A 25,082-nucleotide genomic window follows, 5' to 3' on the forward strand; every position below is an offset into this window, starting at 1 on the left:
ACATGTTTATTGGGATCAGGCTTTAGGCAAAGTAACGCCGTGCTGCCCCTGATATTTACCGCCGCGATCCTTATAGGATGTCTCGCAAATCTCATCGCTCTCAAAGAACAAGACCTGAGCACATCCCTCGCCTGCATAAATCTTTGCCGGCAACGGCGTCGTATTAGAGAATTCCAGCGTCACGTAGCCTTCCCACTCAGGTTCGAACGGGGTTACGTTCACAATGATGCCGCAACGAGCATAAGTCGACTTACCCAGACAAATTGTCAGAACACTGCGAGGAATGCGGAAATACTCCATGGTTCTGGCCAACGCAAATGAATTTGGCGGAATGATACAAACATCACCTTTAAAATCCACAAAAGATTTTTCATCAAAATTCTTAGGGTCAACGATTGTGCTGTTGATATTCGTAAAAATTTTAAACTCATCCGCACACCGAATATCGTAACCGTATGAAGAGGTGCCATAGCTGACGATTTTTTCTTCACCGCGAGTACGAACCTGACCAGGCTCGAAAGGCTCGATCATGGCGTACTCTTGCGCCATACGGCGTATCCATTTGTCTGATTTGATACTCATATTCTCTACCTTAGTGAAAGGTTTCTTCTTTGCTGAATCAGCAGAATAGCCTTTGTTTGATTTTGGGTAAGATTTTACGCGAATTTGTTATGAAAATTCGATTTTTAACCGTACCGTGGACGTCAACAAGCCGTAAAGCTAAGGTAATTACACTCCACAAGCAGGTGCCGTTGCCGTCTGAGATGCAACTTCTTTCGCATGCTCCACCTGCACCTCAGCTGGCAGATGAATATTATTTTTTACTGCAGTCAATTCGGCGAGGATGGAGATTGCTATTTCGGCGGGGGTTTTGCTACCTATATACAGACCGATCGGTCCGTGTAGTTTTGCCAGCTCTGCGTCTGTTAGGTCAAATTCTTTCAGCCGTTCACGGCGTTTGGCGTTATTGGATCTGGATCCGATGGCACCGACATAAAACGCGTCTGACTTCAGTGCTTCCATTAAGGCGAGGTCGTCTAGCTTGGGGTCATGGGTCAATGCAACGACCGCGCTGCGACTGTCTAATTGCATATCGATGACCAGATCATCCGGCATCGCGTGGACGACTTGGACGCCGTCGACTTGCCAGCCTGTCCGGTATTCTTCACGAGGATCACATACCGTCACGTGGTAATCCATCCCCACGGCGATGCTGGCCAAAAAGCGTGACAGCTGTCCTGCGCCGATGATGAGCAGGCGCCAGCGTGGGCCGTGTATGGTCGTGAGTGCAGTGGCGGAAACCTGCAAGCTCATACCAGAACTGGCCTGATCAAGCCGGACCTCTCCTGTTTGCAAATCGAGACGGCGCGCAACGAGCTGATGCGCACCCAGGCGCTCCAATAGCTCTGCAATCCGGCTTTGTGGGGACAAGGGTTCTAAAGCAAGCTGAATAGTACCGCCACAAGGCAGGCCAAAACGATGTGCCTCGTCGGCGGTGATGCCATAGGTGACTATGTCTGGCAAGGTTCTTTGTATGCCCTCGTTTCTGACCCGCTCGATCAAATCGTCTTCAATACAGCCGCCCGAGACTGATCCGACTACCTGTCCGTCTTCGCAGATAGTCAGCATAGCGCCTTCCGGGCGCGGGCTGGAACCCCAGGTTTTAATCACGGTCACCAGCTGGCATTTCAATCCGGCTTGTGTCCAGCGATTGCACGCTTTGAGGACTTCTAAATCGATGCTATCCATAATTGCTCAGGCAGATACCGCAGTATTGATGCGGCTTACAGGCCAAAAAGGCTCTGCAAGCCGCATCAATACTGCGTGGTTAATGTTGAAAACTTCTAAAAACTCCAAGCACGAAGTAGTCAAAAAAACGCTCCCCTCAGTGTTGCGAGGAGCGTTTTTACGACACTATCATGCCCTGGCAATTTTCTCCGGTGTCAGAGGTAAGCTGCGCAAACGCTTGCCGGTCGCGGCGCATAGGGCATTTGCTACCGCAGGTCCGATCAGTGCCGTTGCTGGCTCACCGATGCCACCAGGTTTTTCTGTACTCTGAACCAGGGTGACATTGATCTTTGGCATTTCATTCATGCGCAAGACCGGATAGTTGTGAAAATTAGTTTGCTGAACCCGGCCATCAACCAGCGTAATGTCACCATATAAGGCCGCAGTGAGACCAAACGCAATACTTGATTGAATCTGCGCCTCGACCGTATCCGGATTAACCATATGACCAAGATCCGCAACGACAGTGACTTTATGCACTTTGATCTCGTTAGATTTATTGACTGAGATCTCTGCAATTTGTGCCATGTAGGTATCGTAGCCTTCCATCAGCGCGATGCCGTGCTTGTGTCCGGCTGGCAAAGGTTTGCCCCAGCCTGCCTTGGCAGCAGCCTGCTTCAGCACATTCGCAAAACGTGGCTGCTTATCGAGCAAGGACATACGATAGCTATACGGATCCTTACCGGCGGCCTTGGCCATCTCATCGACAAAACTCTCGTTCGGGAAAGCGTTCAATGCATGACTCACCGAGCGCCAGTAGCCAACACGCAAACCCGCGTCATGGATGACCATATCCTGCGTCATGTTCGGTATGTCATACGGCACAACAGAAGCTTCCGCCATGAAAGGATCCAGCGTATCTTTCGGCAAACCAAAAGCGCGCTGCGTTACCGATTGCGACGTCAGCTCAAACTTCAGGCCGACTGGCTTACCACTCGCGTCCAGACCGGCTGACAAACGGTTTAAAGCCATAGGGCGATAAAAATCATGGGTCGTGTCGTCCTCACGAGTCCACAATAATTTAACCGGCTTGCCGACCGCTTTCGAAATTTGCGCTGCCTGGACGATAAAATCCAGCTCCAGGCGACGACCAAAGCCACCGCCAAGGAACGTCGTTTTTAGCGTGATGTCTTCAGGCTTGATCGCCAGCGCAGCAGCCACGGCACCTTGCGCACCTTGCTGGAATTGCGTCGGCCCGATCAGCAAACATTTGCCATCTTTAAAATCAGCCGTAAAGTTCATCGGCTCCAGTGTGGCATGCGCTAACAAGGGTGAGCTGTATTCCGCTTGCACCATTTTTGCAGCGCCTTTGATCGCGGCATCCACATCACCGCCGGTCTTCTTGATATTGATTTTTTTACCGGTCGCCGCTGCTGCACGAATGCCGTCCATCATATTGGCGTTATTGATTTTAGCGACGCTACCTTCATCCCATTGCACGACTAAAGTTTCACGTGCTTTTTTAGCTCGCCAGTAGCTGTTTGCTACCACGGCAACGCCGTCGGGGATTTGCACCACATCGATCACGCCGGGCATACTGCGCGCCTTGGTCGCATCAACACTTTTTACCGTGCCGCCAATCACCGGACATTGCTCTAGTGACGCATACACCATTCCCGGTAAGCTCACATCGATACCGTATTGGGTTTTGCCATTGACTTTGTTCGGTGTATCAAGACGTTTGGTCGCTTTACCGATGATCTTAAAGTCTTTAGGATCTCTCAGAACGACATCCTTAGGTACCGGCAACTTAGAAGCGGCAGCCGCTAATTCGCCGTAACTGGCTTGCTTGCCATCCGGCCCCTTGACCATCCCATTGGCGGTCGTCAATTTACTGGCATCGACACTCCATTTTTGGGCTGCTGCAGATACCAGCATCATGCGGACCTGAGCACCACCAATACGCAGTTTTTCCCAAGCATCACGTACGGAAGTCGAGCCGCCGGTGATTTGTGCTCCTAGCAATGCATTCACATACACCGCATCTGGCGGCGCAATATCGACCTTGATTTTTTTCAGGTCAACGTCGAGCTCTTCTGCGATCAGCATCGGCATGGAGGTATAGACACCCTGCCCCATTTCGGACCGTGCAGAGATCAGAGTAATCGTGTTGTCGTCAGCAATATGTACCCAGGCATTTGGCGTGTACACCGTACCCGCGGCCTGAGCCTCGCTTACGCCCACGGCAGCAGGCAGGCTGATCCCCATCATCAGTCCACCACCAGCCAGCACCGAAGTTTTAAGGAAATCGCGTCTTGTCGTTGTCATGGCGCGCTCCTTAAGCTGATTTACGCATTTCGGCAGCGGCAGACTTGATCGCGGCACGAATACGGTTGTAGGTGCCACAGCGGCAGATATTGCCGCTCATGGCGTTATCGATATCGGTATCGCTAGGATTTTTGTTCGCAGCGAGCAAGGCCGCGGCACTCATCAGCTGACCTGACTGACAGTAGCCGCATTGCGGTACATCATGCGCGATCCAGGCTTTTTGTAACACGTGCATATTGTCGGTAGAGAGCGATTCGACCGTGGCTATTTTTTTACCCGCAACCGCGGAGACAGGTGTCTGGCAGGAACGAATCGGTACACCATCAAGATGTACGGTACACGCACCACACAGTGCGGCACCACAGCCGAATTTGGTTCCTGTCAGACCGAGTTCATCACGGATCACCCACAGCAGCGGCGTGTCCACCTCAGAACTTGACGATACTGACTTGCCATTGATATTGAAACCGATACTCATCTTTGTCTCCCTGATTGTATTTTGTGTCAATTTGACCCGTTTTTAGCACGGCACTGCTACGACTGATTCACGCATTTACGACTATTTGCAACGCACACCGGTTTTTTACGGCAACGGCTTATCTTTTTGTAGGACGGAGAGCATAAAGCGGCCCGTTGACCTCCAATTCCGCGAATTTCCTTTAACTTTCAGCCGCACTCATTTAGCCAGTCAGCCTATTTAATATTGCCTTGAAAAAACATGCCGTCTCTTCCGATAAGAACAGTTCAATACGTACTTTTCAACATAGAAGTTTCTGACAGGAAGTAAAGACGGAGGCTGTAAGGTTTTTTATTCTCGCACGTTTTGCCTTTGTCTGATTGTGCGTAAAAAAGGACCTGAATCTAGGTAAGAGTCTGACAGGACTATAGTGACTCCACTAGCGAAAAATCTTCATCTATTTTGCGGAAAAATGCCGTGCCTGATTCTGCTGACGCACTCGGCTAAGTATGGAGGGGGACACGATCTGACGAATGCGGCCAAATACTGAGATTGCTAAAACTACTGATACTGTCCAACACCCACTATGTCAGTAACTACCTTCGTCGATCAGAGCGAATCTTGGCATCTTGACGCCATCCAGATCAATCTCTTCAAAAAACACGTCGCGGTTACGCGTCCAGACACTCCCATTTTGAGAGCGATACACGACGACAGGTGTCAAATCCGCCTCATGGGTTGCCTCGCAGATGAACTCATAGATACCACCCTTGTAGTGCCGATAGCGCTTGACGGCAGGATTCGTGTCGCTTGACGGGTTGGCAGATCCAGTCATTCCGGGAGATTTTAATACCGGTTTTGCCATCAGCTTTTTCAGATATGCCGGCACCTTGGCAGCGGTCAGCTTGTTAATTTCTTGCAGCAAGCGCGGATCAACATGATGGATGCCATAATCCTGATGCAATTTTTCCGCGATACGCAATAACAGATGTGCAGATACTTCGGCATCCGCTTCTGCTCTGTGCGCTGCGCCATGGAAGCGGATACCTAAATCCGATGCCAGTCGTCCCAGCGAGTAGCTACTCAATCCGGGAAATACCCGGCGCGACAACTTAACCGAGCAAACAACGCCGTCATAACTTGGCCATAGCCCCAGACGATCACTTTCTGCCTGTAAAAATTTTTCATCGAAGCTAGCGTTATGCGCTGCCAGAGTATCGCTTCCGATAAACTCGACCAGCTCAGGAATGACCTCCGACGCGGGTGGCGCTCTGTTGACCATCGCTTGCGTGATACCAGTTAATTCTGTAATAAACGGTGAGATGCGGATGTTGCAATTGACGAGTGAGACGTAACGGTCAACGATCTGGTCGCCAACAATACGTATTGCAGCGACTTCAGTAACACGCCCGCCTTGTTCGGGACTCATGCCGGAGGTTTCAAAATCTAGCATGACGATCGGTTTTTCAAACATTTTTTTACCTGTTTTCGGGAACTAATTTTTTTGCGCCGCACTCCATCTTTTACGATAAAAATCTGTGTAAGATGCATGAGCTGATTCGCTCATTGTAAACCGCGCCGCGACTGGCGTGATTCTGATTACGTTGGGACACTCGGTGAGTAATGGGTGAAATTCGTTAGGGACACAACAAATCACCCTCAGTCGTCAGCGCAAACAGACTGAACACATACCTAAAAAAATAAGCCTTCAGGCGTCAGGCAATCGCCTGATCAGCATGCGCAGCACATCCACAAAATGCGCTGCAACGATAAAAGATGATAAAAAACTTGCTCGACAACTTCACGCTACACCCTAAAGATCTGCTGCGCGACCTGGTCTATCGTCGCCTCTGGACATCGATTCTGATCAGCTCATTTGGAGCACAAGTCACCATGCTCGCGCTGCCGTTGACGGCTGCCGTCCTGATGCATGCGAGTCCGACACAAATGGGCATCCTGACTTTCATGGAGACACTACCCTTTGTCATTCTGTCGCTGCCATCGGGTGTATGGCTGGACCGGGTACGCAAGTTGCCGGTGTACTTTGTTGGCGAAACTTTGCTGGCAATCGCCGTCGCTAGCGTCCCTCTGGTCTGGTGGCTGGGCTCGCTGACGATGGTCTGGTTGTATATGGTCGGCTTCGTCATCGGGGCAGTCAATACGACTGCCGGCACGGCGGCGCAGATCGTACTGACACAAATTGTCCCGAGAGAACGTCTGATCGAGGCGTATGCAAAAAATGCGCTGGCGACCTCGGGAGCAGAGGTCGCGGGTCCTGCTGCCGCTGGCGGACTGATCAATCTGATGGGTGCGCCATTGGCTTTGCTAACTGACGCTTTTTTATTATTGAGTTCAGCCGGTATTTTGCGCGGTATTCATGTGAACGAAATCCGTCCGGTCAGAGCAGATGCACATTTTTGGAACGACCTGAAAGCTGGCGTCAATTTCGTTTCCAACAAACGACTCCTGATTGCACTAGCCCTGACAGTCGGCGGCTGGCAGCTTTGCTACAACGCAGCGCTGGTGGTGCAAATTCTGTTCGCTACCCGGCTATTGGGATTATCCGAACAGGCAGTCGGCCTGAGTTATATGGGCATGGGCATAGGCACAGTGATCGCTAGCATTTATGGCAACCGGATTAGCCGCAGCATGGGTCCCGGCCCCTGCATGGTATTAGGAATCGCCGTCTGCGGCGTGGGCTGGTCTTTGCTCGCGATTGCGCCATTAAATCATTGGGGCATCGCCGCATTTGGTTTTATGCTGATTTGTTTCTCGATCGGCGGCGTCCTGATTTTTATTAATTTTCTGGCTCTGCGTCAGGCAGTGACGCCGGAACCGATGCTGGGACGCATGACATCGACGATGCGCTGGTTGATTTTATTACCTGCCGGTCCCGGTGCACTGATCGGCGGCTGGATGGGCGAGCACCTAGGATTGCGGTATTCGCTGGGATTTGCAGGGATCAGTGCATTGATCCTGACAGTCCTGGCATGGCGCAATCCCATCATCCGTGGCATCACGGTGTTGCCAAATTTAAACAGGCACGACGCCTAAACCCCTGTCTCTACCTCGTTCTCCGCTGCGCCCATTGCGCCGCGTAAGGAATTCACCGCATAATGCCCGATTAGCAAACAATCTACGCTCACAAGCCATGACGATTGCTGACTACGACCTCATCACGGCCAGCGGCACACAATGCTGCCAGCTTACTTTTGACTAAACACAAGGTACAACAAATGCCAAAAGAATTGTCATCAACCGCTTCGAAGCCCGCATTCAAGCCCTATATTCCCGCTTCGGCCAATCTCCCTGAACTGAGCATCCGTGCTCTGGTGATGGGCGTCATACTCGGTATGATCTTCGGTGCATCGTCGCTGTATCTGGTATTGAAAGTCGGTTTAACCGTCAGTGCGTCGATTCCGGTTGCAGTGATCGCGATCACCCTGTTCCGTCTGACACAAAAACTCGGTGGTAAAGACTCAACGATTCTTGAGAACAATATTACCCAGACCGCTGGCTCTGCTGGTGAGTCGATTGCGTTTGGTCTTGGCGTAACCATGCCAGCGATTTTGATTCTGGGTTTTGACCTGGAAATCTGGCGCGTCATGCTGGTCGGTGTGCTTGGCGGTTTGCTGGGTATTCTGTTAATGATCCCGATGCGCCGCGCCCTGATTGTAGAACAGCACGGCATATTAAAATACCCGGAAGGCACTGCCTGCGCCGAAGTCTTGAAAGCTGCCGCAGACCAGAGCTCACGCGAGGCCGCCGGTGAAGCAAATAATCCTAACGCCCATGCAGAAGCAGCAAAACGCGCCAAAATCATCTTCGGTGGTTTTGCCGTTGGCCTGATCTACAAAATCGCCAACGTCGCCCTGCGCGGCTGGAAAGATACGCCAGAAGCGACTTTCGGCGCACCTCTCAAAGCTGGCTCCATCGGCGCTGAAATCTCCCCAGAATTGCTGGGTGTAGGCTACGTCATCGGACCACGTATCGCGGCCACCATGGCTGCCGGCGGTGTGATGTCTTATCTGCTGCTGATCCCGATGATCAAATTTTTCGGCGATGCGCTAAGTGTGCCGGTCAGTCCAGGCACCAAACTCATCAGCGAAATGAGCCCTGGCAATATCCGTAGTGCCTACATTCTGTACATCGGCGCTGGTGCTGTAGCTGCTGGCGGTCTGATCAGCTTGTTGCGTGCAATGCCAACGATCTGGCGCAGCCTGACCGCTGGCTTGTCTGGCATGCGTAACACCGCCAATGCAGTGCAATCCACTTTGCGTACGGACAAAGACATTCCGATGAAGTGGGTCGTTATCGGTGCGCTGACAATTATCGCTATCATCACGGCCGCAACGCCATTACACATGAATTTCCTCGGTGCAATCCTGATTCTGGTATTTGGCTTCTTGTTTGCGACTGTGTCCTCCCGTCTCACCGGAGAAATCGGCTCATCCTCCAATCCTATTTCTGGCATGACTGTCGCGACTCTGCTGTTCACTTGCCTGATTTTCCTGATCATGGGATGGACTGGCGGTCAGTACTACGTCACCGCCCTGTCGGTCGGCGCGATTGTCTGCATCGCCTCCAGTAACGCTGGCTCGACTTCACAAGATTTGAAAACCGGTTATCTGGTCGGTGCCACGCCGCGTCTGCAACAGTTTGCAATTCTGGCCGGTGCGCTCACATCTGCCCTGATTCTCGGCCCGATCCTGTTAAAGCTAAACGAGAGCGCAACGACCTTCGTACCTGCGGCGCAAGTTGCACCTAACCTGACCACGGACGCCACCAAGCTCAGCAGCACGATGCAACTCAGCGGTCCGCAAGCCGACAGCGACAAAGCCACCTACAAAGTCTGGCAAAAAAGCGATACCGTCGGCGGTCCTGCTGGCAAATACCTGGTCGATCAGAGTGGCAAAGTCGTCTACATGGTGGATCCGGGCATCAACGGCACCTACACAGATTTGCCAGATGGCACCAAGGTCAAAAAATTTGACGCACCGAAAGCTGTCCTGATGTCCTATATCATCAAAGGAATTCTGGATCAGCAATTACCTTGGACACTGGTGATCTTCGGCGTGATGATTGCGATCATTCTCGAAATGGCTGGTATTCCGTCACTGGCATTCGCCGTCGGCGTCTATCTGCCACTGTCTTCCTCAGCACCATTATTTGTCGGCGGCATGATTCGCTGGCTGGTTGATCGTCGCAATAACAAACTCGACCATAACAAGAACCTGACGGAAGAAGAAAAACAAGCGGCTGGCGACAGCAGCTCCGGTGTATTACTGTCATCCGGCTATATTGCCGGTGGTGCACTGGCAGGTATCGTCATCGCTTTCAGCGCCGGCATTCTGACGAATTTCGACAAGTCACTGAATGACTGGGCAACAGCGCACAATCCATTCTTTGAGGGGATCAACGCTAACGCGCTGTCGATGATCCCTTATGCCTTGATCATCCTGCTGCTGTACTATGTAGCACGTGAAAAGAAACCTGCTTAAAACGGAGATCAACATCTAGTTATCAAACAGACATTCACTGGATTCGTCGTATCATCGTATTAACAAGAGCGTGAACTAAAAAAGAGCTTAAACGTCCACCGCGTTTAAGCTCTTTTTTTGATGGCGAATTATTGGCCCAGTTTTATCCATATCAGGACTTGCACCAAAAAGATAAATTACTTATCAGCATAAATATTGAACCCGCAGGCTGGATGCGGCTTTCAGAGTCATTTTATGTCAACAGGCGCATTCTGCTTACGGATTCATTTTGTATCAATATTCCATAAAATAGAATGCTTCTGCTTTTTTCTCTTTGTCTTTCTCTGAGGCTCAGTGTCTCTGAGGTGAGAGGTTTTCGTTTTCGTATAAGTCCCGGATGTATCCTGAGAAAGTCATTATGACCAAAGCCAAATCGTCTCCTGCACACATCCTGTTGACCGGGTTTGAGCCCTTTGAAGATCAGACGATCAACCCCTCTTGGGAAGTCGCGCGTGCGCTGGATGGCTGGCAATGTGACGGTGCGACTGTTATAGCGCGTCAGCTCCCTTGCGTATTTCATCAGGCAATCACTGATCTGCAACAAGCGATAGATAGCATCGCCCCCACAATCATTATCTGTCTTGGACAGGCAGGCGGCAGACCGGACATATCACCCGAACGAGTCGCGATCAATGTTGATGACGCCAGGATCCCTGACAATGCAGGCCAACAGCCGATTGATCATGTCATCATTGCCGGGGCACCGGATGCTTATTTTTCCAGCCTGCCGATCAAAGCGATCGTGCGCCAGATGAATGATGCCGGTATTGCCGCATCAGTCTCCAACACCGCAGGCACGTTTGTCTGCAACCATGTCTTCTTCGGACTGATGCATATCATTGCGCAGAAAAATCGTCCATCCAGAGCAGCAAAAAAACGACCGCCAGTACGCGGTGGCTTCATACACATTCCCTACTTACCGAAACAAATTACGGCCAGCGCGGCTACACTGGATATGTCTGGCATGCCTAGCATGTCCTTGGACGTCATGATCAAAGGCATACAGCAGGCAATACAGACGACACTCAACATCACAACCGATCTTGTTGAAACAGGTGGGCAACTCCCCTAACTCACTTCACTAACTCACTTCACTAACTGCCCGACAGCGAACCTAATCAAGCGACAAATCCGGCCGGAGACAGCTAAAACCCCACTGAAGCAGGACAGACCAGCAAAAATGGTATGATGTAGGGTTATTTACCAGAGGTGATTCATTGTGTCCTGCGGGACATACTGGCACCCATCTTACCCAATACGAGATTGCATGAAAGATTACTATTTTGTTCTTGGGATCGCGACCACCGCGACACTAGCCGAGGTAAAAAAAGCCTTCCGCCAAAAGGCAGCTGAATTCCATCCGGACCGTAACAGCTCAGCCCTGGCGCCACAAAAATTCCACGAGTGCAAAGAAGCCTACGACGTGCTATCCGATGAAGCAGCACGCACTGCTTATGATGAAAACCGTCGTCGCAATTTGCTCGATGATCCGCTGGAAACTGCCAGCGAAATCTGGAAAAATTATTTATCAGGAGTATTGCAGTGAAGCTTTCCCAGTATTTTCAAGAACTTCAGTCGGTGTATGACGCCGAGCTGGAAGATTTAACCAGCGACTCCGAAGGTAAGGATATTTTGCGGCACCGCCTGAAAGAAAAACGCGAACAAGTACCATTTTTATTGCCGATGATGAAGAGCAATCCAGAGATGGTCGCGGTCGCCTTTCACGATGGATTTAAATATCTCAATCCTTTAAAAATCGAATTATTGCTGTCCAAGTCCTTGCAGCAACTGACGCCCTGGGCTGAGCTATCCAAGCATTTGCGCCTGGAGGCATGGGCAGAAAGCTTGAGCAAAACCGTACTGCAACACGCCGATGGTGAACAATTCATGGTGATTGCTGCCGCGCTCGAGTATCTGAACAAATGCCAATTATCACGCGCAAGCAGCCCATCCGTAGCAGATGATGATCAGGATGAGGAGTCCGAGCACGAAGACGATGGCGTACATGACGTACACGGTGTGCGCAACGACATGGATGACGGCGACAGCGAAGATGGCTACGACCTAGAAGAAGCAGGCGCAGACTTTTTAGCAGAACAAGGCTTTGACCGTAAGGATTAATGAAGATGGACAATACAAAAATGCACTACCCGGCACTGATCGCAGCACAAAACCTGGTCAAAGTCGGTGATATCGTCGGCGCAGAATCGGCACTGGCAACCCTTGCAGAAACCGAAGGTGACAAAGCCCTGGTTGCTGCGCTGGATGAATTTCCGGCCAAAGATCTGCTGGCGATTATCCGCGAATATGATGCATCGAAAGAATCACTGGTGAACCTGCTGGTGACACCGGAACAATTCGCCCAAGCTGTCGTGCTGGAACGTCGTTATGGCGACCAGACGCACGAACAATTACGCAGCATGGTCAACTCCGTGATCTTTCGCGAGGGCGGCGATCCGGCAGAATTCTTGTACGAGATTGCCGAAGTCGACGGCGGCTACGATGCGCTGGTTGATTATCTGTACGACCGGGTAGAAATGGTTGAGCATTTTTATCGCTATGCGACATTCGATCTGTTCCACTACGGTGACGACGCCAAAGTCCAGGCGATTGACGACGACCTGATGAATCTTAGCCGCGATGAAGAACCACGTGGTGCCTCATCAGACATGGCAAATCTGGTCGATCACGACTGGATGGAAGTCACCTATCTGCTGCGCTATGAATTGCCAGAAATTTTCCGCGAAGTGATGATGAAGCTGCGCGCCCGCTACAAAGCCAGCTTGCAATTCGCAGCGGCCGAACTGGCCGAGGAAGATGAAGATGACGAACATGACAAGCCAAACAATGATGATGGCGATGACAAGGATGATGACGAAGAATCTGCGCTTTAACCGCTAGCCGCGCACGATTCAGACATGTTCATTCTCTCAATTTAATCGAAATCTATGTCAGACAATTCATTTCAAGTCGCCACCGTAGACAATCGCCCTTTTTTTGAAAGCGCGTTGCGCTACGGCGTACAGCACGGTCTCATCACGTCCGAAAAAATCACCGCGATCGAAAATGAAGCTCCCAAAGGCATGGTACAAATCGCTGAAGCCTTTGGCAGTAAATATTTGCGGCCAGAAATCGATATGGCACAAAAACGTATCGTCAATCTGGTTAGCTTGTACCTGAAGCAAACCACGCAAAGTGATCTCGCTCTGGCGGCCAAGATGATCGCTGACAATACTTTTTTAACGCTGTCACGCGGCGGCTCAGGCTTACTCAAAGCGCTGTTCGCCATGCCGGAATATGCGCTGCTGGGCAGGGAAGAAAAAGGGCGTGTTGAAGATTTTCTGGATATCTGGTCACGCAAGGACGGTGATGCCGACTATCTGAATGTACTCGCGCAACGTCAGGCGAATGCAATTGAGATCGCTGCAGCGTACTGGTTTGGCGATCAGTTAGATGTCTCACGCTCGTCGCTGCAAGAGCAAGATGCGGATGCTGGCTCGGTCATCCGTACCGCCATGCTGTTACGCATTCTGGGCAAATCTGACGAAACTTTAGTAAATCAAGTCGAGTTTGCCAAGCTGGTTGATGCAGTGCGTAAAAAAGGAAAAATCAGCAAAAAAAGTAAAGACACTCTCGACACCATACCAGGCGATTATCAAGCCATCGCCGAGCGGATTTCGCAAGAAATTCAAGCCCATGATTTACCCAAAATCCTGAATACCGCCTTGCCTCTGGATACGGTCGTGTTCGAACTCAAAGATCGTTATTTCATCCGCGATTACGAGATGGAAGATACATCCGAATATGATGCACTGGTGTCGAAAGAATGGACAAAGCTCACCAAAGGCAAGACCGATGTCTACGCCCTGCTCACTCTGTTTTTTTGCATCGCTGCAGGTGGTACGCCAAAGACCGTCATCACGGAAGCCAACGCCAGAACGCTGGTAAAAAAAATTCGCAAAGATGGCTTCCATCCCGACCTAGCCATCGACTTTATCAACAGTGCAGCACCGCATGAAAAGCAAGAAAGTCTGCTGGAAGAATGGGCTGATTTCGTACAAGAAGCCGACACATATCTGCTCGACGACTGGGACAACACTTTCAGTGGCGCACTGCGCTTTCTGGACAAGCATTGCGATATAGAAAAATCGAAGAAATAGGTAATTTCTGTCTCTTCACATGCTCAACTATCACATAGTCAAACAGCACCCCGCAATGCCTGTGCGGCTTTCAGAGGCTTTTTGGCCTAAGAGGCGCACAGGCATTGCGCAATCTGTTCGAGAATTTTTTCAAAACTCCCATTAAAAAATCACCCCCATTGGACCTTACACAAAAACCAGGACCTCTCACCACAGAGACACTGAGGCACAGAGAAAAGACAGGGGCAAGCCATTTCATCGAATACCGGTCAAGAGTTTTTAGAAGCTCCCTATACAAAATTTCTAAAAACCTTGTTTGCAGAGAATCCGTTCCCTGATGTAACGCAAGTTCGACTGCGTTGATTATTTCGGATTTAGTGTCAACACATTGTCACTACCGCCTGCACCAAATACCAACTCCTTCACATGCGATAACTGATCGCGGACTTGAGCGGCTTTTTCGAATTCGAGATTTTTGGCGTGATCGAGCATGAGTTTTTCGAGGCGTTTAATTTCACGGCTGATTTGTTTTTCACTCATGACTTCGTAGCGCGCATGCTCCTGAGCCACCTCAAGTTCCTGCTTGGCTTCTTGCGGATTGTAGACGCCATCAATCAACTCTTTGATCTGTTTTTTAATACCGACTGGCGTGATGTTGTTTGCCAGGTTAAAGGCGACCTGCTTGGTGCGGCGACGTTCTGTTTCATCCATCGCCCTGCGCATGGAATCGGTGATTTTGTCGCCATACAGTATCGCCATGCCGTTCAAATTACGCGCAGCGCGGCCGATGGTCTGAATCAGGCTGCGCTCTGAACGGAGGAAGCCTTCTTTATCGGCATCGAGGATAGCGACCAGCGAGACTTCAGGAATATCCAAGCCCTCACGCAGCAAGTTAATACCGACCAGCACATCGAATGTTCCGAGACGCAGATCACGGATAATTTCGACGCGCTCTACTGTATCGATATCGCTGTGCAGGTAGCGAACCTTGACACCGTTATCACTCAAAAAATCCGTGAGCTGTTCCGACATACGTTTGGTCAATGTTGTGACCAGAACGCGCTCATTCTTACTGACTCGCAATGTGATCTCATTCATCAGATCATCTACCTGAGTCAACGCAGGACGTACCTCAATCAGCGGATCGACCAGACCGGTTGGCCGCACGACTTGCTCAACCACCTGATCCGCATGCTGCTTTTCATATTCAGCCGGCGTCGCTGAGACGAACACAGTCTGGCGCATCTTGCTCTCGAATTCGGCAAACTTCAAGGGTCGGTTGTCCAGTGCAGACGGCAAGCGAAAACCATAATCAACCAGATTGGTTTTACGTGCTCTGTCGCCGTTATACATACCGTTAAGCTGCCCTGTCAGCACATGAGATTCGTCCAGAAACATGAGTGCATCAGCGGGTAAATAATCAACCAGCGTCGGTGGCGGATCACCGGGTTTGGCGCCGCTAAGATGGCGCGAATAATTTTCAATTCCTTTAGTAAAACCAATCTCCGCCATCATCTCCAGATCGAAGCGGGTACGCTGCTCGATACGTTGTTCTTCGATGAGTTTATTCTCTTTACGGAAAAATTCGAGACGCTCGCGCAGCTCTTCTTTAATCGTTTCTACCGCACGCAATACGGTCTCGCGCGGTGTCACATAATGTGAGCCGGGATAGACGGTAAAGCGAGGAATTTTTTGTTTCACGCGCCCTGTCAGCGGATCAAACAATTGCAGGTTTTCAATCTCATCATCAAACATCTCAACGCGCACGGCAAGCTCGGCATGCTCCGCGGGGAAGATGTCGATGGTATCGCCACGAACCCGAAACGTACCGCGTCCAAAATCGATTTCATTACGCGTGTATTGCATCTGGATCAGACGGGCAATCACTTCTCGTTGACTGACCTTGTCCTTGGCACGCAAGGTCAAAATCATTTTGTGGTACTCGTTAGGATTACCGATACCGTAAATGGCAGAAACGGTGGCAACAATAATCACGTCGCGTCGCTCCATCAGCGATTTGGTGCAGGACAAACGCATCTGCTCAATATGCTCATTGATCGCCGAATCTTTTTCGATAAATAAGTCGCGCTGCGGCACATAGGCTTCAGGCTGATAATAGTCGTAATAGCTAACGAAATATTCCACCGCATTACGCGGAAAAAATTCGCGAAACTCGCTGTACAGCTGGGCGGCCAATGTTTTGTTCGGCGCAAAGATAATCGCGGGGCGACCGCTGCGCGCAATCACATTGGCCATCGTGTAGGTCTTACCAGACCCGGTGACACCAAGTAAGGTCTGAAAAAACAAACCGTCATTAACGCCCTCAACCAGCTTCGCGATAGCGGTCGGCTGATCACCCGCAGGCGGGAATGGTTGATATAACTGAAACGGCGAGTCGGGGAAGCTCACAAACTTCGCTTCGTCCAGCATAGTGGTGCTGCTATTATTTTCAGCAGAAATTGTCGATGCTACAGCCATGAGGCGCTTACCTTTGTTAGAATGGATGGCTGAAATTTAAGGCATTACCAGATTGTTACCAATTGGCATTATTCCAACCTCACTGTCAGAAAATTGACGGCTAATTTTTCATATTATCACGATGAACGCTCCTGTTTCTTCCTCCCTGTTCTCCGCCATCGAAATGGCGCCACGCGACCCGATATTAGGCATCACCGAAGGCTTTAATGCGGACAAAAATCCGGCAAAAGTCAATCTCGGCGTTGGTGTCTACTACGATGACAATGGCAAAGTACCACTGCTGGAATGCGTCAAAAAAGCAGAAGCTATTTTGATGGAAAAATACGCTCCACGCACTTATTTGCCAATCGAAGGTCTGGCCGCATACGATAAAGCTGTACAAGAACTGGTATTCGGTGCTGATAGCGCCGTTGTTACAGAAAAACGTGCGATCACTGCGCAGGCAATTGGCGGCACAGGCGCTTTGAAACTCGGTGCAGATTTTTTAAAACGCTTCGCACCTGATGCCCAGGTCTGGATCAGTGACCCAAGCTGGGAAAATCATCGCGCTTTGTTTGAATCTGCAGGTTTCGTGGTAAATGCTTATCCATACTACGATGCAGTCACTAGAGGTGTTAATTTTGACGGCATGCTGGGCGCACTCAAAACTATGGCAGAAGGCTCTATCGTGTTGCTGCACGCTTGCTGCCATAACCCGACCGGTGCGGACCTGAGCGACGAACAGTGGACACAAGTAATTCAGGTAGTTACTGATCGTAAGTTAGTGCCGTTCCTGGATATGGCGTATCAAGGCTTTGGCGACGGCATCGAATCCGATGGTAAAGTCGTACGCCGTTTCGCTGAAGCAGGTGGTGCGCTGTTCGTCTCCAACTCATTCTCTAAATCTTTCTCCCTGTATGGCGAGCGCGTCGGTGCTTTGAGCATCGCTGCCTCCAGTGCTGAAGAAGCGGCGCGCATCATGTCGCAACTCAAACGCGTCATTCGTACTAACTACTCGAATCCGCCAACCCATGGCGGACAAGTCGTCGCAACGGTATTAGCAACACCAGAGCTGCGTCAGCTATGGGAAGAAGAGCTGGCTGGCATGCGCGTCCGCATCCGCGAAATGCGTACAGCGTTTGTCGCAAAACTGAAAGCTCAGGCACCTGCTCACAATTTTGATTTTGTTACGCAACAACGCGGCATGTTCTCCTACTCAGGCCTGACGAAGGAACAAGTAGAAAAGCTGCGCGACCACAATTCCATCTACGCTGTAGACACAGGCCGTATTTGTGTAGCCGCACTCAACAACCGCAATATTGATGCGGTCATCGACGCGATTGCCAACGTGCTTTAAGTAGGCATCAGTAGCCGGTACGAGAGCGACGTAAGATGCCGCTTTCGTGCCGAATACTGGGAGCTTAGGCATTTGCCAATAGAAAAATTTTGACAGCTCGGGCAAAAGCGCATATAATCTTTGTCTCTGTTCCCTGATAGCTCAGTTGGTAGAGCGACGGACTGTTAATCCGCAGGTCCCTGGTTCGAGTCCAGGTCGGGGAGCCACAGAATTTGAAGTACGCAGCATTAGCTGCAAAAATAGTTTAACGAAGATCATCATTCTTCTATTCCCTGATAGCTCAGTTGGTAGAGCGACGGACTGTTAATCCGCAGGTCCCTGGTTCGAGTCCAGGTCGGGGAGCCAAAATATAAAGGTCTGACTAAATTTTTAGTCAGACCTTTTTGTTTATAGCAGCAACATTAGTCAATGCCGGCGTCATATTCAAAATAAAAAGAGTGCCGGGTGCGAGCGCAACTCTTTTTACTAGGAAAGCAAAATCATACGAACATTATTGATTTGGCTTAATGAACTTCAAGGTGAAGCGATCACTCTCGCCTATTGCTGCATATTTCTCTTTATCCTTCAAACCTTCGGCATAAGTTGGTGGCAAGGTCCAGACGCCTTTCGGATAATCGCTACTATCTTTAGGATTCGCATTGATGTCACTTTTTGCCAGCAATTTAAATCCAGCTTGCTGAGCCAGCGTAATAACATAATCTTCAGGCAGGTAGCCCGAATCGATGAGTGTAGCATCGAGCGTTTTACCAACTTTAGCGCGATGATCAACAACGCCAAGCACACCGCCTGGCTTCAATACATCGAACATGGCTTTAAAGATGATCGCCTCATTGTGATCGGCGACCCAATTGTGTACGTTACGGAAAGTCAGCACAAAGTCCGCCGAACTTACCGCCCCAAACTGCGGTGTAGATGGATCAAAATTAATAGTTTGAACTTTACTATAACGCTCCGGATCCGCTAAAAACTTCTTCTCCTGAGTTGCTTTAACACGGTTGTAATAAGTCATCGTGCTAGCCGATGCTTTTTCACTAGCCGCATTAGCTGCAATGTACTGGCCACGATCTTTCAGATATGGCGCAAGAATTTCACCATACCAGGCAGCGCCACCGGGCGTGACTTCTATGACACGCGCATCTGCTTTAATACCGAAAAATTCCAGCGTTTGCTTTGGGTGACGGAATGGATCGCGGGCACGATTCTCGTCCGAACGCCAACTACCGTTAATCGCCTTATCTAAACTATCTGCCTCAGCCGCCATCACGTTTGAGTGATGGAATGTGGCGAACATGATCGAACCCAAAATGATCAAACGACGTAATTTTTGTGTTGATTGAGATTTCATTGTATTCATTGATTCGCTCCAAATCTTTATTGACTGTGTCGATGCGCGTTTGTTCAATTAATTATTGCGATTTCAGAAAGTTAATAGCAACGGAATGCATCATACGACAGATCAGGAATTCACATCTGTGCACCTGCAACCAAGGAACCGGATGAGGCTGAATGGGGGAAAAAGCACGATGTATGGCAACGCCATCAGAGCAAGCAACTGGCAAAGGCTATATGGCGCTCAGGTCAGCAAGCGAATAGTCATTTACAAATTAGCTCGCCACATGTTTTAACATGAAGATGTCGTTCAATGGACATATCGACACAGCTTAGTAGACAGGAATAAAAAAGCGATGATTGAGTGAACAATCATCGCTTTTTTATTCCTGAAGATCATCCAGCATAATATCAATGAGATGCCTAGTCGTCCTAGCGCTTCAGCAAGGTCAATACAGCATTCAATTCACTACGAATCCGTAAAAAATTAACCGGCGCAACGTCGATATCAGAAATTTCTTCGATGACTGCTGCATGCATATTTAGTTTATTACGTGCGCCATTAATCGTAAAACCTTGCTCATATAAAAGCTCGCGAATACGACGTATCAGTAAAACTTCGTGATGTTGATAATAACGACGATTACCACGTCGCTTCACGGGTTTTAGTTGAGTGAATTCTTGCTCCCAATAGCGCAGTACGTGCGGCTTGACGCCACACAGCTCGCTCACTTCACCAATCGTAAAGTAACGTTTCGCAGGGATGGGAGGCAACACAAACGCGTCTAACTTGATTTCACTCATAAGGGAATTCAGGCTGCATGTGCAAGAGGTTGATTACCAACAGAGTCGACCATACCTTTGAGTTTTTGGCTCGCATGAAAAGTCACTACGCGACGTGCGGTAATAGGAATTTCTTCACCAGTTTTAGGATTACGACCAGGGCGCTGAGGCTTATCACGCAACTGAAAATTACCAAAGCCAGACAACTTGACCGCCTCACCTCGCTCCAGCGCATCACGGATTTCGTCAAAGAAGGTTTCCACCATATCTTTGGCCTCGCGCTTGTTCAAACCGACTTGTTCAAACAAGAGTTCAGCCAACTCAGCCTTTGTCAGAGTTGGCAGCTCTTTTTCCGCTTGTGAGCGCGCTTTGGCTTCTCGCATCGCCCGGTTCAAATCTGCATCAAGAACCGATTGCAGTTCTGCGGAAGTCAGGTCATTCATTATATTTGTATCCTACTTACTGAAAACATACCCAATCATTTTAAGCATCTATGCAAAATATGATCATGATAATTTTTATTTATTTAACTGAACTGCACCAAATTGTTAACGTAATTTAGCGGAGAATTTAGTAGCGACAGCAGCAAGCAAAGCGGCCATCGCTGCCTCAACTTTATCGTCTTGTAACGTACTTTGAGTATCTTGCAAGCTAAAGCGGAAAGCAAGACTTTTTTCGTCGAATTCTAATCCCTTACCACGATATTCATCAAATAAAACAACGGCTTGCAAGATTTTACATGTTTCATTACTTGCTGCCTCATGATGAAATACATCCATCAAATCTTGTACCGATACTGACTGTTTTACCTGCAATGCCATATCGCGCGTCACCATCTGGAATTTTGAAATTTCCTTATAAACAGGTAACTGAATCGTTTGTAAAGCATTCGTACTGATTTCAAAAACAACAGGCGCTAAAGGCAAGTCGTATTTCTGCTGCAGACGCGGATGCAACTCACCAATCATGCCGACGAATTGGCCTTCACATTCAATACTCGCTGAACGCCCCGGATGCAAGGCGAGGTGTTCGGCTTTAGAGAAGCGTAAAACTTTAGGTGCAAACAGCGCTTCCAAATCAGCCTTCACATCAAAGAAATCAACATTGCGAGTTGCCTGTCCCCATTGCTCATCTGCGACAGGACCATATGCCAAGGCTGCGATACGCTTAGGCTGATCATAGCCAGCAACGGTCAAGGGACCATCAGGGATTGATGCATCGCGCAGATACACCGCACCAATTTCAAAAATACGTATGCGATTAAGTTTGCGATTCAGATTGTAACGGGCGTTCGCAACCAGACTACCGATCAAACCTGAGCGCATGACGCTCATCTGACTTGCAATTGGATTCAGTAATTTAACCGGCATATCGTTGCCGGCAAAATCCTTTTCCCATGCTGCTTCAACAAAACTGTAATTGACGACTTCTTGATAGTCGAGATCCGCAATTTGACGACGCAAAGTAAATAAAGAACGATGATTTTCCGGTGCAATCAACATCGCATTGGCAGCAACTGGTGGCCGGGTCGGGATATTCTCAAAGCCATAAACGCGCGCGACCTCTTCAATCAGATCTTCTTCAATCTCGATGTCGAAACGATAGCTAGGCGGCGTCACCAGAAACTCTCCCACTGTCTGGGTAAAATCCAATCCAAGTCGAGTAAAAATATCAGCAATTTGTGCGTCATCCAGTGCTACACCGATGATTTTTACGGCGCGCGCAGTACGCAAACGCACGGCGGGACGCTGCGGCAAATTAACGATCTGGTCATCCACTGGCCCCACTTTCACCTGGGAAGACCCACCGCAAATTTCGACGATCAATGCGGTAATCCGTTCGATGTGCTCAACGGTCGTCGCGTAATCAACACCACGTTCGAAGCGATGTGCCGCATCAGTAGAGAAGTTATATTTGCGGGCCCGACCTTGTATGGACTGAGGCCACCAGAATGCTGCTTCGAGATAAATATTTTGCGTATCCAGACTCACAGCAGTTGAGTCGCCACCCATGATACCGGCCAACGATTCAATCTCTTTATCGTCAGAAATGACGCCAACCCACTCATCAACACTGACGGTATTACCATTTAATAGTTTGAGAGATTCGCCGGCTTTACCCCAGCGAACGTCCAGGTCACCATGAATTTTATCAAGGTCAAATACATGGGTTGGACGCCCTAGTTCCAGCATCACATAATTAGAAATATCGACCAATGCCGAAATCGGACGTTGGCCGCTGCGCTCCAGGCGCTGCTTCATCCAGTCAGGGGTCGCCGCTTTTGCGTTCACACCACGGATAACACGACCACTGAACCGACCACATAAATCAGGGGCTGAAATGTTTACTTTGAGCGTTTCTTGCAAAGTTACTGCGACGGGATGAATTTCCGGCGTCACTAAAGTGGTGCCGGTCAGTGCGGACACTTCACGTGCCACCCCCAGAACAGATAAACAATCTGCTTTGTTAGGAGTCAGTTTAATGGTGAATTTAAGATCATTCAGCTGGTAATAATCACGGAAATTTTGACCGACCGGCGCATCCGCAGGCAAATCAAGCAGACCGCCATGATCCTCAGATAATTTCAATTCACGTGCAGAGCACAGCATGCCTTGCGATTCAACGCCACGCAATTTACCAACTTTGATTTCAAAAGGTTTGCCATCGGCACCAGGTGGCAAAATGGCACCTGCCATCGCACAAGGTACCTTCATACCAACGCGGACGTTTGGTGCGCCACAGACGATATTGAGCAAAGTACCGGTACCAACATCGACCTGACACACATTAAGACGGTCAGCGTCCGGATGCTTGGCAATCTCGCGAACTTCGGCGACAACCACATGACTAAAAGGTGGCGCAACCGCCTCGACTTCCTCGACTTCCAACCCTGACATTGTCAGTAAATGAGACAATTCATCCGAAGACATCTTCGGATCAACCATAGTGCGTAGCCAGTTTTCAGAAAATTGCATAATTCAACCGTGATGTTGATGGTGTACTTTGCAGTACGGGAAATTTAATACCGTCTAAACAATATAAATGGAGCGTCTAGAAATTCAATTATCGGGATGCAGATTGAGGCGCAAAACGTAGCAATACGTCAGTACTGCGAGGCTTTGTAACGAAGATATGCGCCCGAGAATTAGATTTATAGATGTCTACATTAATTAAATTGCTTTAAGAATCGCAAATCGCCTTCGTAAAATAAACGCAGATCGTTAATTCCATAACGCAGCATCGCCAGGCGCTCTAAGCCTGAACCGAAGGCGAAGCCAATGTATTTCTCGGGATCCAATCCCATATTCCGGATCACCGCTGGATGCACTTGACCGGAGCCAGATACTTCCAACCAGCGCCCTTTCAGCGGACCGCTGCCAAAAGCAATATCGATCTCCGCAGAAGGTTCTGTAAACGGGAAATAAGAAGGACGAAAACGTACTTGCAAATCATCTGTCTCAAAGAAAGCTTTGACGAAATTCAGATACACGCCTTTTAAGTCGGCAAAACTGATATTCTCATCAATCCATAAACCTTCGACCTGATGAAACATAGGAGAATGTGTTGCGTCACTATCTACGCGATAAGTACGACCGGGCGCGATCACCTTGATCGGTGGCTGATTCATACGAGCATAGCGTACCTGCATAGGACTAGTGTGGGTACGCAGAAGGAGAGGCTTGCCCGTGCTGTCATTACCCTCGACATAAAAAGTGTCTTGCATTGAGCGTGCAGGATGATTCTCAGGACTGTTCAGCGCGGTGAAATTAGTCCAGTCGTTTTCGATTTCTGGACCATCGGCCACATCAAAACCAATCGAGCGAAAAATCTCCTCGACTCTCTGCCAGGTGCGCATGACAGGATGAATACCCCCCATGCCACGACCGCGCCCGGGCAAGCTAACATCAATCGCTTCAGCATTTAAACGGGACTGCATTTGTGCGTTCGACAAAGCGTCACGACGTTCTGTCAATAAATTTTCTATCTGTTCTTTTACAGCGTTGATAATCGCGCCTTGCGCTTTGCGCTCATCTGGCGCTAATTTGCTCAGACTTTTCATTTGCTCTGTTATCTGTCCGGTTTTTCCAAGATATAGTGCCTTGGCGTTTTCCAGTGCAGCAGCGTCTTGTGCGGCAGAGAAGTCTGCACGCGCTTGAATTACAAGATGATCTAAGGGGTTCATGCGATTATTCCCGACTGGGAAGCTGAAATTTGACTACTGAAAATAAAACGGGGCACAGGATTCAACCTCTGCCCCGCTCATCTTGCGATATTGCCCGACCCTACAGCTGCCAGGAAAACCGCACCTAACAATTACGCTGCCAGGTTGGCCTTAACTTGATTAACAATCGCAGCGAATGCTGGCTTGTCAGTCACCGCCATATCGGCCAGGACTTTACGATCCAGTTCGATAGAGGCTTTTTTCAGGCCATTCATGAACACGCTGTATGTCAGACCGTGTTGACGACTAGCTGCATTGATACGTGTGATCCACAAAGCGCGGAATACACGTTTTTTGTTACGACGATCACGGTAAGCATATTGGCCAGCGCGCATAACTGCTTGCTTGGCAATACGGTATACCTTGCTGCGGCGACCACGATAGCCTTTGGCTAAATCGAGAACTTTCTTATGACGGGCACGAGCTGTAACCCCACGTTTTACTCTAGGCATAGTAACTCCTTAAATAGTGAGTAGAGGTTAAGCTGTTGGCATCATGCGCATGACTGATGTTACGTCTGCTGCATTTACGTTCGTGATACCGCGCAATTGGCGTTTGTTCTTGGTTGTTTTCTTAGTCAAGATATGACGTTTGAAAGCGTGACCACATTTAACAGTTCCACCTGGGCGAACGCGAAAGCGCTTCTTGGCAGAGCTTTTTGTTTTCATTTTAGGCATAAAACACCTGTCTGTTTAGGACAGTTCCTTTTTAACATGATTGTAGGTGGCAACGATTACGATGC

Annotated in this window: 21 protein-coding genes and 2 tRNA genes; 10 read left to right on the forward strand and 13 right to left on the reverse strand. The window is 49.3% G+C overall.

Going from position 1 to position 25,082, the window contains the following annotated elements; translation table 11 throughout:
* Positions 1-15 precede the first annotated feature (15 nt).
* The 5 genes from dcd to ACO0K4_RS07535 form a co-directional block, all read right to left on the reverse strand.
* Complete coding sequence (gene dcd / locus ACO0K4_RS07515) at positions 16-582, reverse strand: dCTP deaminase (protein WP_422956012.1); 567 nt, start codon at positions 580-582, stop codon at positions 16-18.
* Between the two features lie 147 nt (positions 583-729).
* On the reverse strand, positions 730-1,749 hold the full coding sequence (locus tag ACO0K4_RS07520; protein ID WP_422956013.1) for an XdhC family protein: 1,020 nt from the start codon (positions 1,747-1,749) through the stop codon (positions 730-732).
* 168 nt (positions 1,750-1,917) lie between these two features.
* Positions 1,918-4,056 (reverse strand): molybdopterin cofactor-binding domain-containing protein, encoded by a 2,139-nt coding sequence (locus tag ACO0K4_RS07525; RefSeq protein WP_422956014.1) that lies wholly within the window; start codon positions 4,054-4,056, stop codon positions 1,918-1,920.
* A 10-nt stretch (positions 4,057-4,066) separates the two neighbouring features.
* The gene (locus tag ACO0K4_RS07530) at positions 4,067-4,534 is read right to left on the reverse strand and encodes a (2Fe-2S)-binding protein (RefSeq protein ID WP_422956015.1); all 468 of its coding nucleotides are present in this window, start codon (positions 4,532-4,534) and stop codon (positions 4,067-4,069) included.
* 568 nt (positions 4,535-5,102) lie between these two features.
* Positions 5,103-5,987 carry a DUF1653 domain-containing protein gene (locus ACO0K4_RS07535; RefSeq protein WP_422956016.1) on the reverse strand — a complete coding sequence of 295 codons (885 nt, stop codon included), beginning with the start codon at positions 5,985-5,987 and terminating at the stop codon, positions 5,103-5,105.
* Positions 5,988-6,289: 302 nt separating this feature from the next.
* Here ACO0K4_RS07535 and ACO0K4_RS07540 point away from each other — a divergent pair, with 302 nt between their 5' ends.
* From ACO0K4_RS07540 to ACO0K4_RS07570, 7 genes are all read left to right on the forward strand, one after another.
* On the forward strand, positions 6,290-7,567 hold the full coding sequence (locus tag ACO0K4_RS07540; RefSeq protein WP_422956017.1) for an MFS transporter: 1,278 nt from the start codon (positions 6,290-6,292) through the stop codon (positions 7,565-7,567).
* Between the two features lie 182 nt (positions 7,568-7,749).
* Complete coding sequence (locus ACO0K4_RS07545) at positions 7,750-10,014, forward strand: OPT family oligopeptide transporter (protein ID WP_422956018.1); 2,265 nt, start codon at positions 7,750-7,752, stop codon at positions 10,012-10,014.
* 397 nt (positions 10,015-10,411) lie between these two features.
* Positions 10,412-11,125: a pyroglutamyl-peptidase I gene (gene pcp / locus ACO0K4_RS07550; RefSeq protein WP_422956019.1), complete on the forward strand. Its 714-nt coding sequence runs from the start codon at positions 10,412-10,414 to the stop codon at positions 11,123-11,125.
* A 195-nt stretch (positions 11,126-11,320) separates the two neighbouring features.
* Positions 11,321-11,599, forward strand: coding sequence for a DnaJ domain-containing protein (locus ACO0K4_RS07555; protein WP_422956020.1), 279 nt, complete (start codon positions 11,321-11,323; stop codon positions 11,597-11,599).
* Positions 11,596-12,174: a hypothetical protein gene (locus ACO0K4_RS07560; RefSeq protein WP_422956021.1), complete on the forward strand. Its 579-nt coding sequence runs from the start codon at positions 11,596-11,598 to the stop codon at positions 12,172-12,174. Before ACO0K4_RS07555 ends, ACO0K4_RS07560 begins: the two co-directional genes overlap by 4 nt.
* Positions 12,175-12,179: 5 nt before the next feature.
* A complete protein-coding gene (locus ACO0K4_RS07565; RefSeq protein ID WP_422956022.1) occupies positions 12,180-12,947 on the forward strand; it encodes a hypothetical protein in 768 nt (255 codons plus the stop codon).
* Between the two features lie 54 nt (positions 12,948-13,001).
* Positions 13,002-14,213 carry a hypothetical protein gene (locus ACO0K4_RS07570; RefSeq protein ID WP_422956023.1) on the forward strand — a complete coding sequence of 404 codons (1,212 nt, stop codon included), beginning with the start codon at positions 13,002-13,004 and terminating at the stop codon, positions 14,211-14,213.
* 342 nt (positions 14,214-14,555) lie between these two features.
* On the opposite strand, the gene uvrB is transcribed toward ACO0K4_RS07570, so the two are convergent.
* Positions 14,556-16,670 carry an excinuclease ABC subunit UvrB gene (gene uvrB / locus ACO0K4_RS07575; protein WP_422956024.1) on the reverse strand — a complete coding sequence of 705 codons (2,115 nt, stop codon included), beginning with the start codon at positions 16,668-16,670 and terminating at the stop codon, positions 14,556-14,558.
* 121 nt (positions 16,671-16,791) lie between these two features.
* Between uvrB and ACO0K4_RS07580 the strand changes: the two genes are divergently transcribed.
* The 3 genes from ACO0K4_RS07580 to ACO0K4_RS07590 all read left to right on the forward strand — a co-directional run bounded on the left by ACO0K4_RS07580 (position 16,792) and on the right by ACO0K4_RS07590 (position 18,351).
* A complete protein-coding gene (locus tag ACO0K4_RS07580; RefSeq protein WP_422956025.1) occupies positions 16,792-18,006 on the forward strand; it encodes an amino acid aminotransferase in 1,215 nt (404 codons plus the stop codon).
* Positions 18,007-18,136: 130 nt separating this feature from the next.
* A tRNA-Asn gene (locus tag ACO0K4_RS07585) sits at positions 18,137-18,212 on the forward strand.
* 63 nt (positions 18,213-18,275) lie between these two features.
* Positions 18,276-18,351, forward strand: a tRNA-Asn gene (locus ACO0K4_RS07590).
* A gap of 145 nt (positions 18,352-18,496) precedes the next feature.
* On the opposite strand, the gene ACO0K4_RS07595 is transcribed toward ACO0K4_RS07590, so the two are convergent.
* The 7 genes from ACO0K4_RS07595 to rpmI all read right to left on the reverse strand — a co-directional run bounded on the left by ACO0K4_RS07595 (position 18,497) and on the right by rpmI (position 25,017).
* Positions 18,497-19,360: a class I SAM-dependent methyltransferase gene (locus tag ACO0K4_RS07595; RefSeq protein WP_422956026.1), complete on the reverse strand. Its 864-nt coding sequence runs from the start codon at positions 19,358-19,360 to the stop codon at positions 18,497-18,499.
* Positions 19,361-19,767: 407 nt separating this feature from the next.
* Complete coding sequence (locus ACO0K4_RS07600; RefSeq protein ID WP_422956027.1) at positions 19,768-20,139, reverse strand: MerR family transcriptional regulator; 372 nt, start codon at positions 20,137-20,139, stop codon at positions 19,768-19,770.
* Positions 20,140-20,147: 8 nt separating this feature from the next.
* Positions 20,148-20,561: an integration host factor subunit alpha gene (locus ACO0K4_RS07605; RefSeq protein WP_422956028.1), complete on the reverse strand. Its 414-nt coding sequence runs from the start codon at positions 20,559-20,561 to the stop codon at positions 20,148-20,150.
* A gap of 105 nt (positions 20,562-20,666) precedes the next feature.
* Positions 20,667-23,093 carry a phenylalanine--tRNA ligase subunit beta gene (pheT, locus tag ACO0K4_RS07610; RefSeq protein ID WP_422956029.1) on the reverse strand — a complete coding sequence of 809 codons (2,427 nt, stop codon included), beginning with the start codon at positions 23,091-23,093 and terminating at the stop codon, positions 20,667-20,669.
* A gap of 191 nt (positions 23,094-23,284) precedes the next feature.
* On the reverse strand, positions 23,285-24,301 hold the full coding sequence (gene pheS / locus ACO0K4_RS07615) for a phenylalanine--tRNA ligase subunit alpha (protein ID WP_422956030.1): 1,017 nt from the start codon (positions 24,299-24,301) through the stop codon (positions 23,285-23,287).
* A gap of 131 nt (positions 24,302-24,432) precedes the next feature.
* Positions 24,433-24,792 carry a 50S ribosomal protein L20 gene (gene rplT / locus ACO0K4_RS07620; protein ID WP_262835908.1) on the reverse strand — a complete coding sequence of 120 codons (360 nt, stop codon included), beginning with the start codon at positions 24,790-24,792 and terminating at the stop codon, positions 24,433-24,435.
* 27 nt (positions 24,793-24,819) lie between these two features.
* Positions 24,820-25,017, reverse strand: coding sequence for a 50S ribosomal protein L35 (gene rpmI / locus ACO0K4_RS07625; protein ID WP_262835907.1), 198 nt, complete (start codon positions 25,015-25,017; stop codon positions 24,820-24,822).
* Positions 25,018-25,082 lie beyond the last annotated feature (65 nt).

The organism is Undibacterium sp. RuTC16W, assembly GCF_049339445.1.
Classification (GTDB): Bacteria; Pseudomonadota; Gammaproteobacteria; order Burkholderiales; family Burkholderiaceae_D; genus Undibacterium.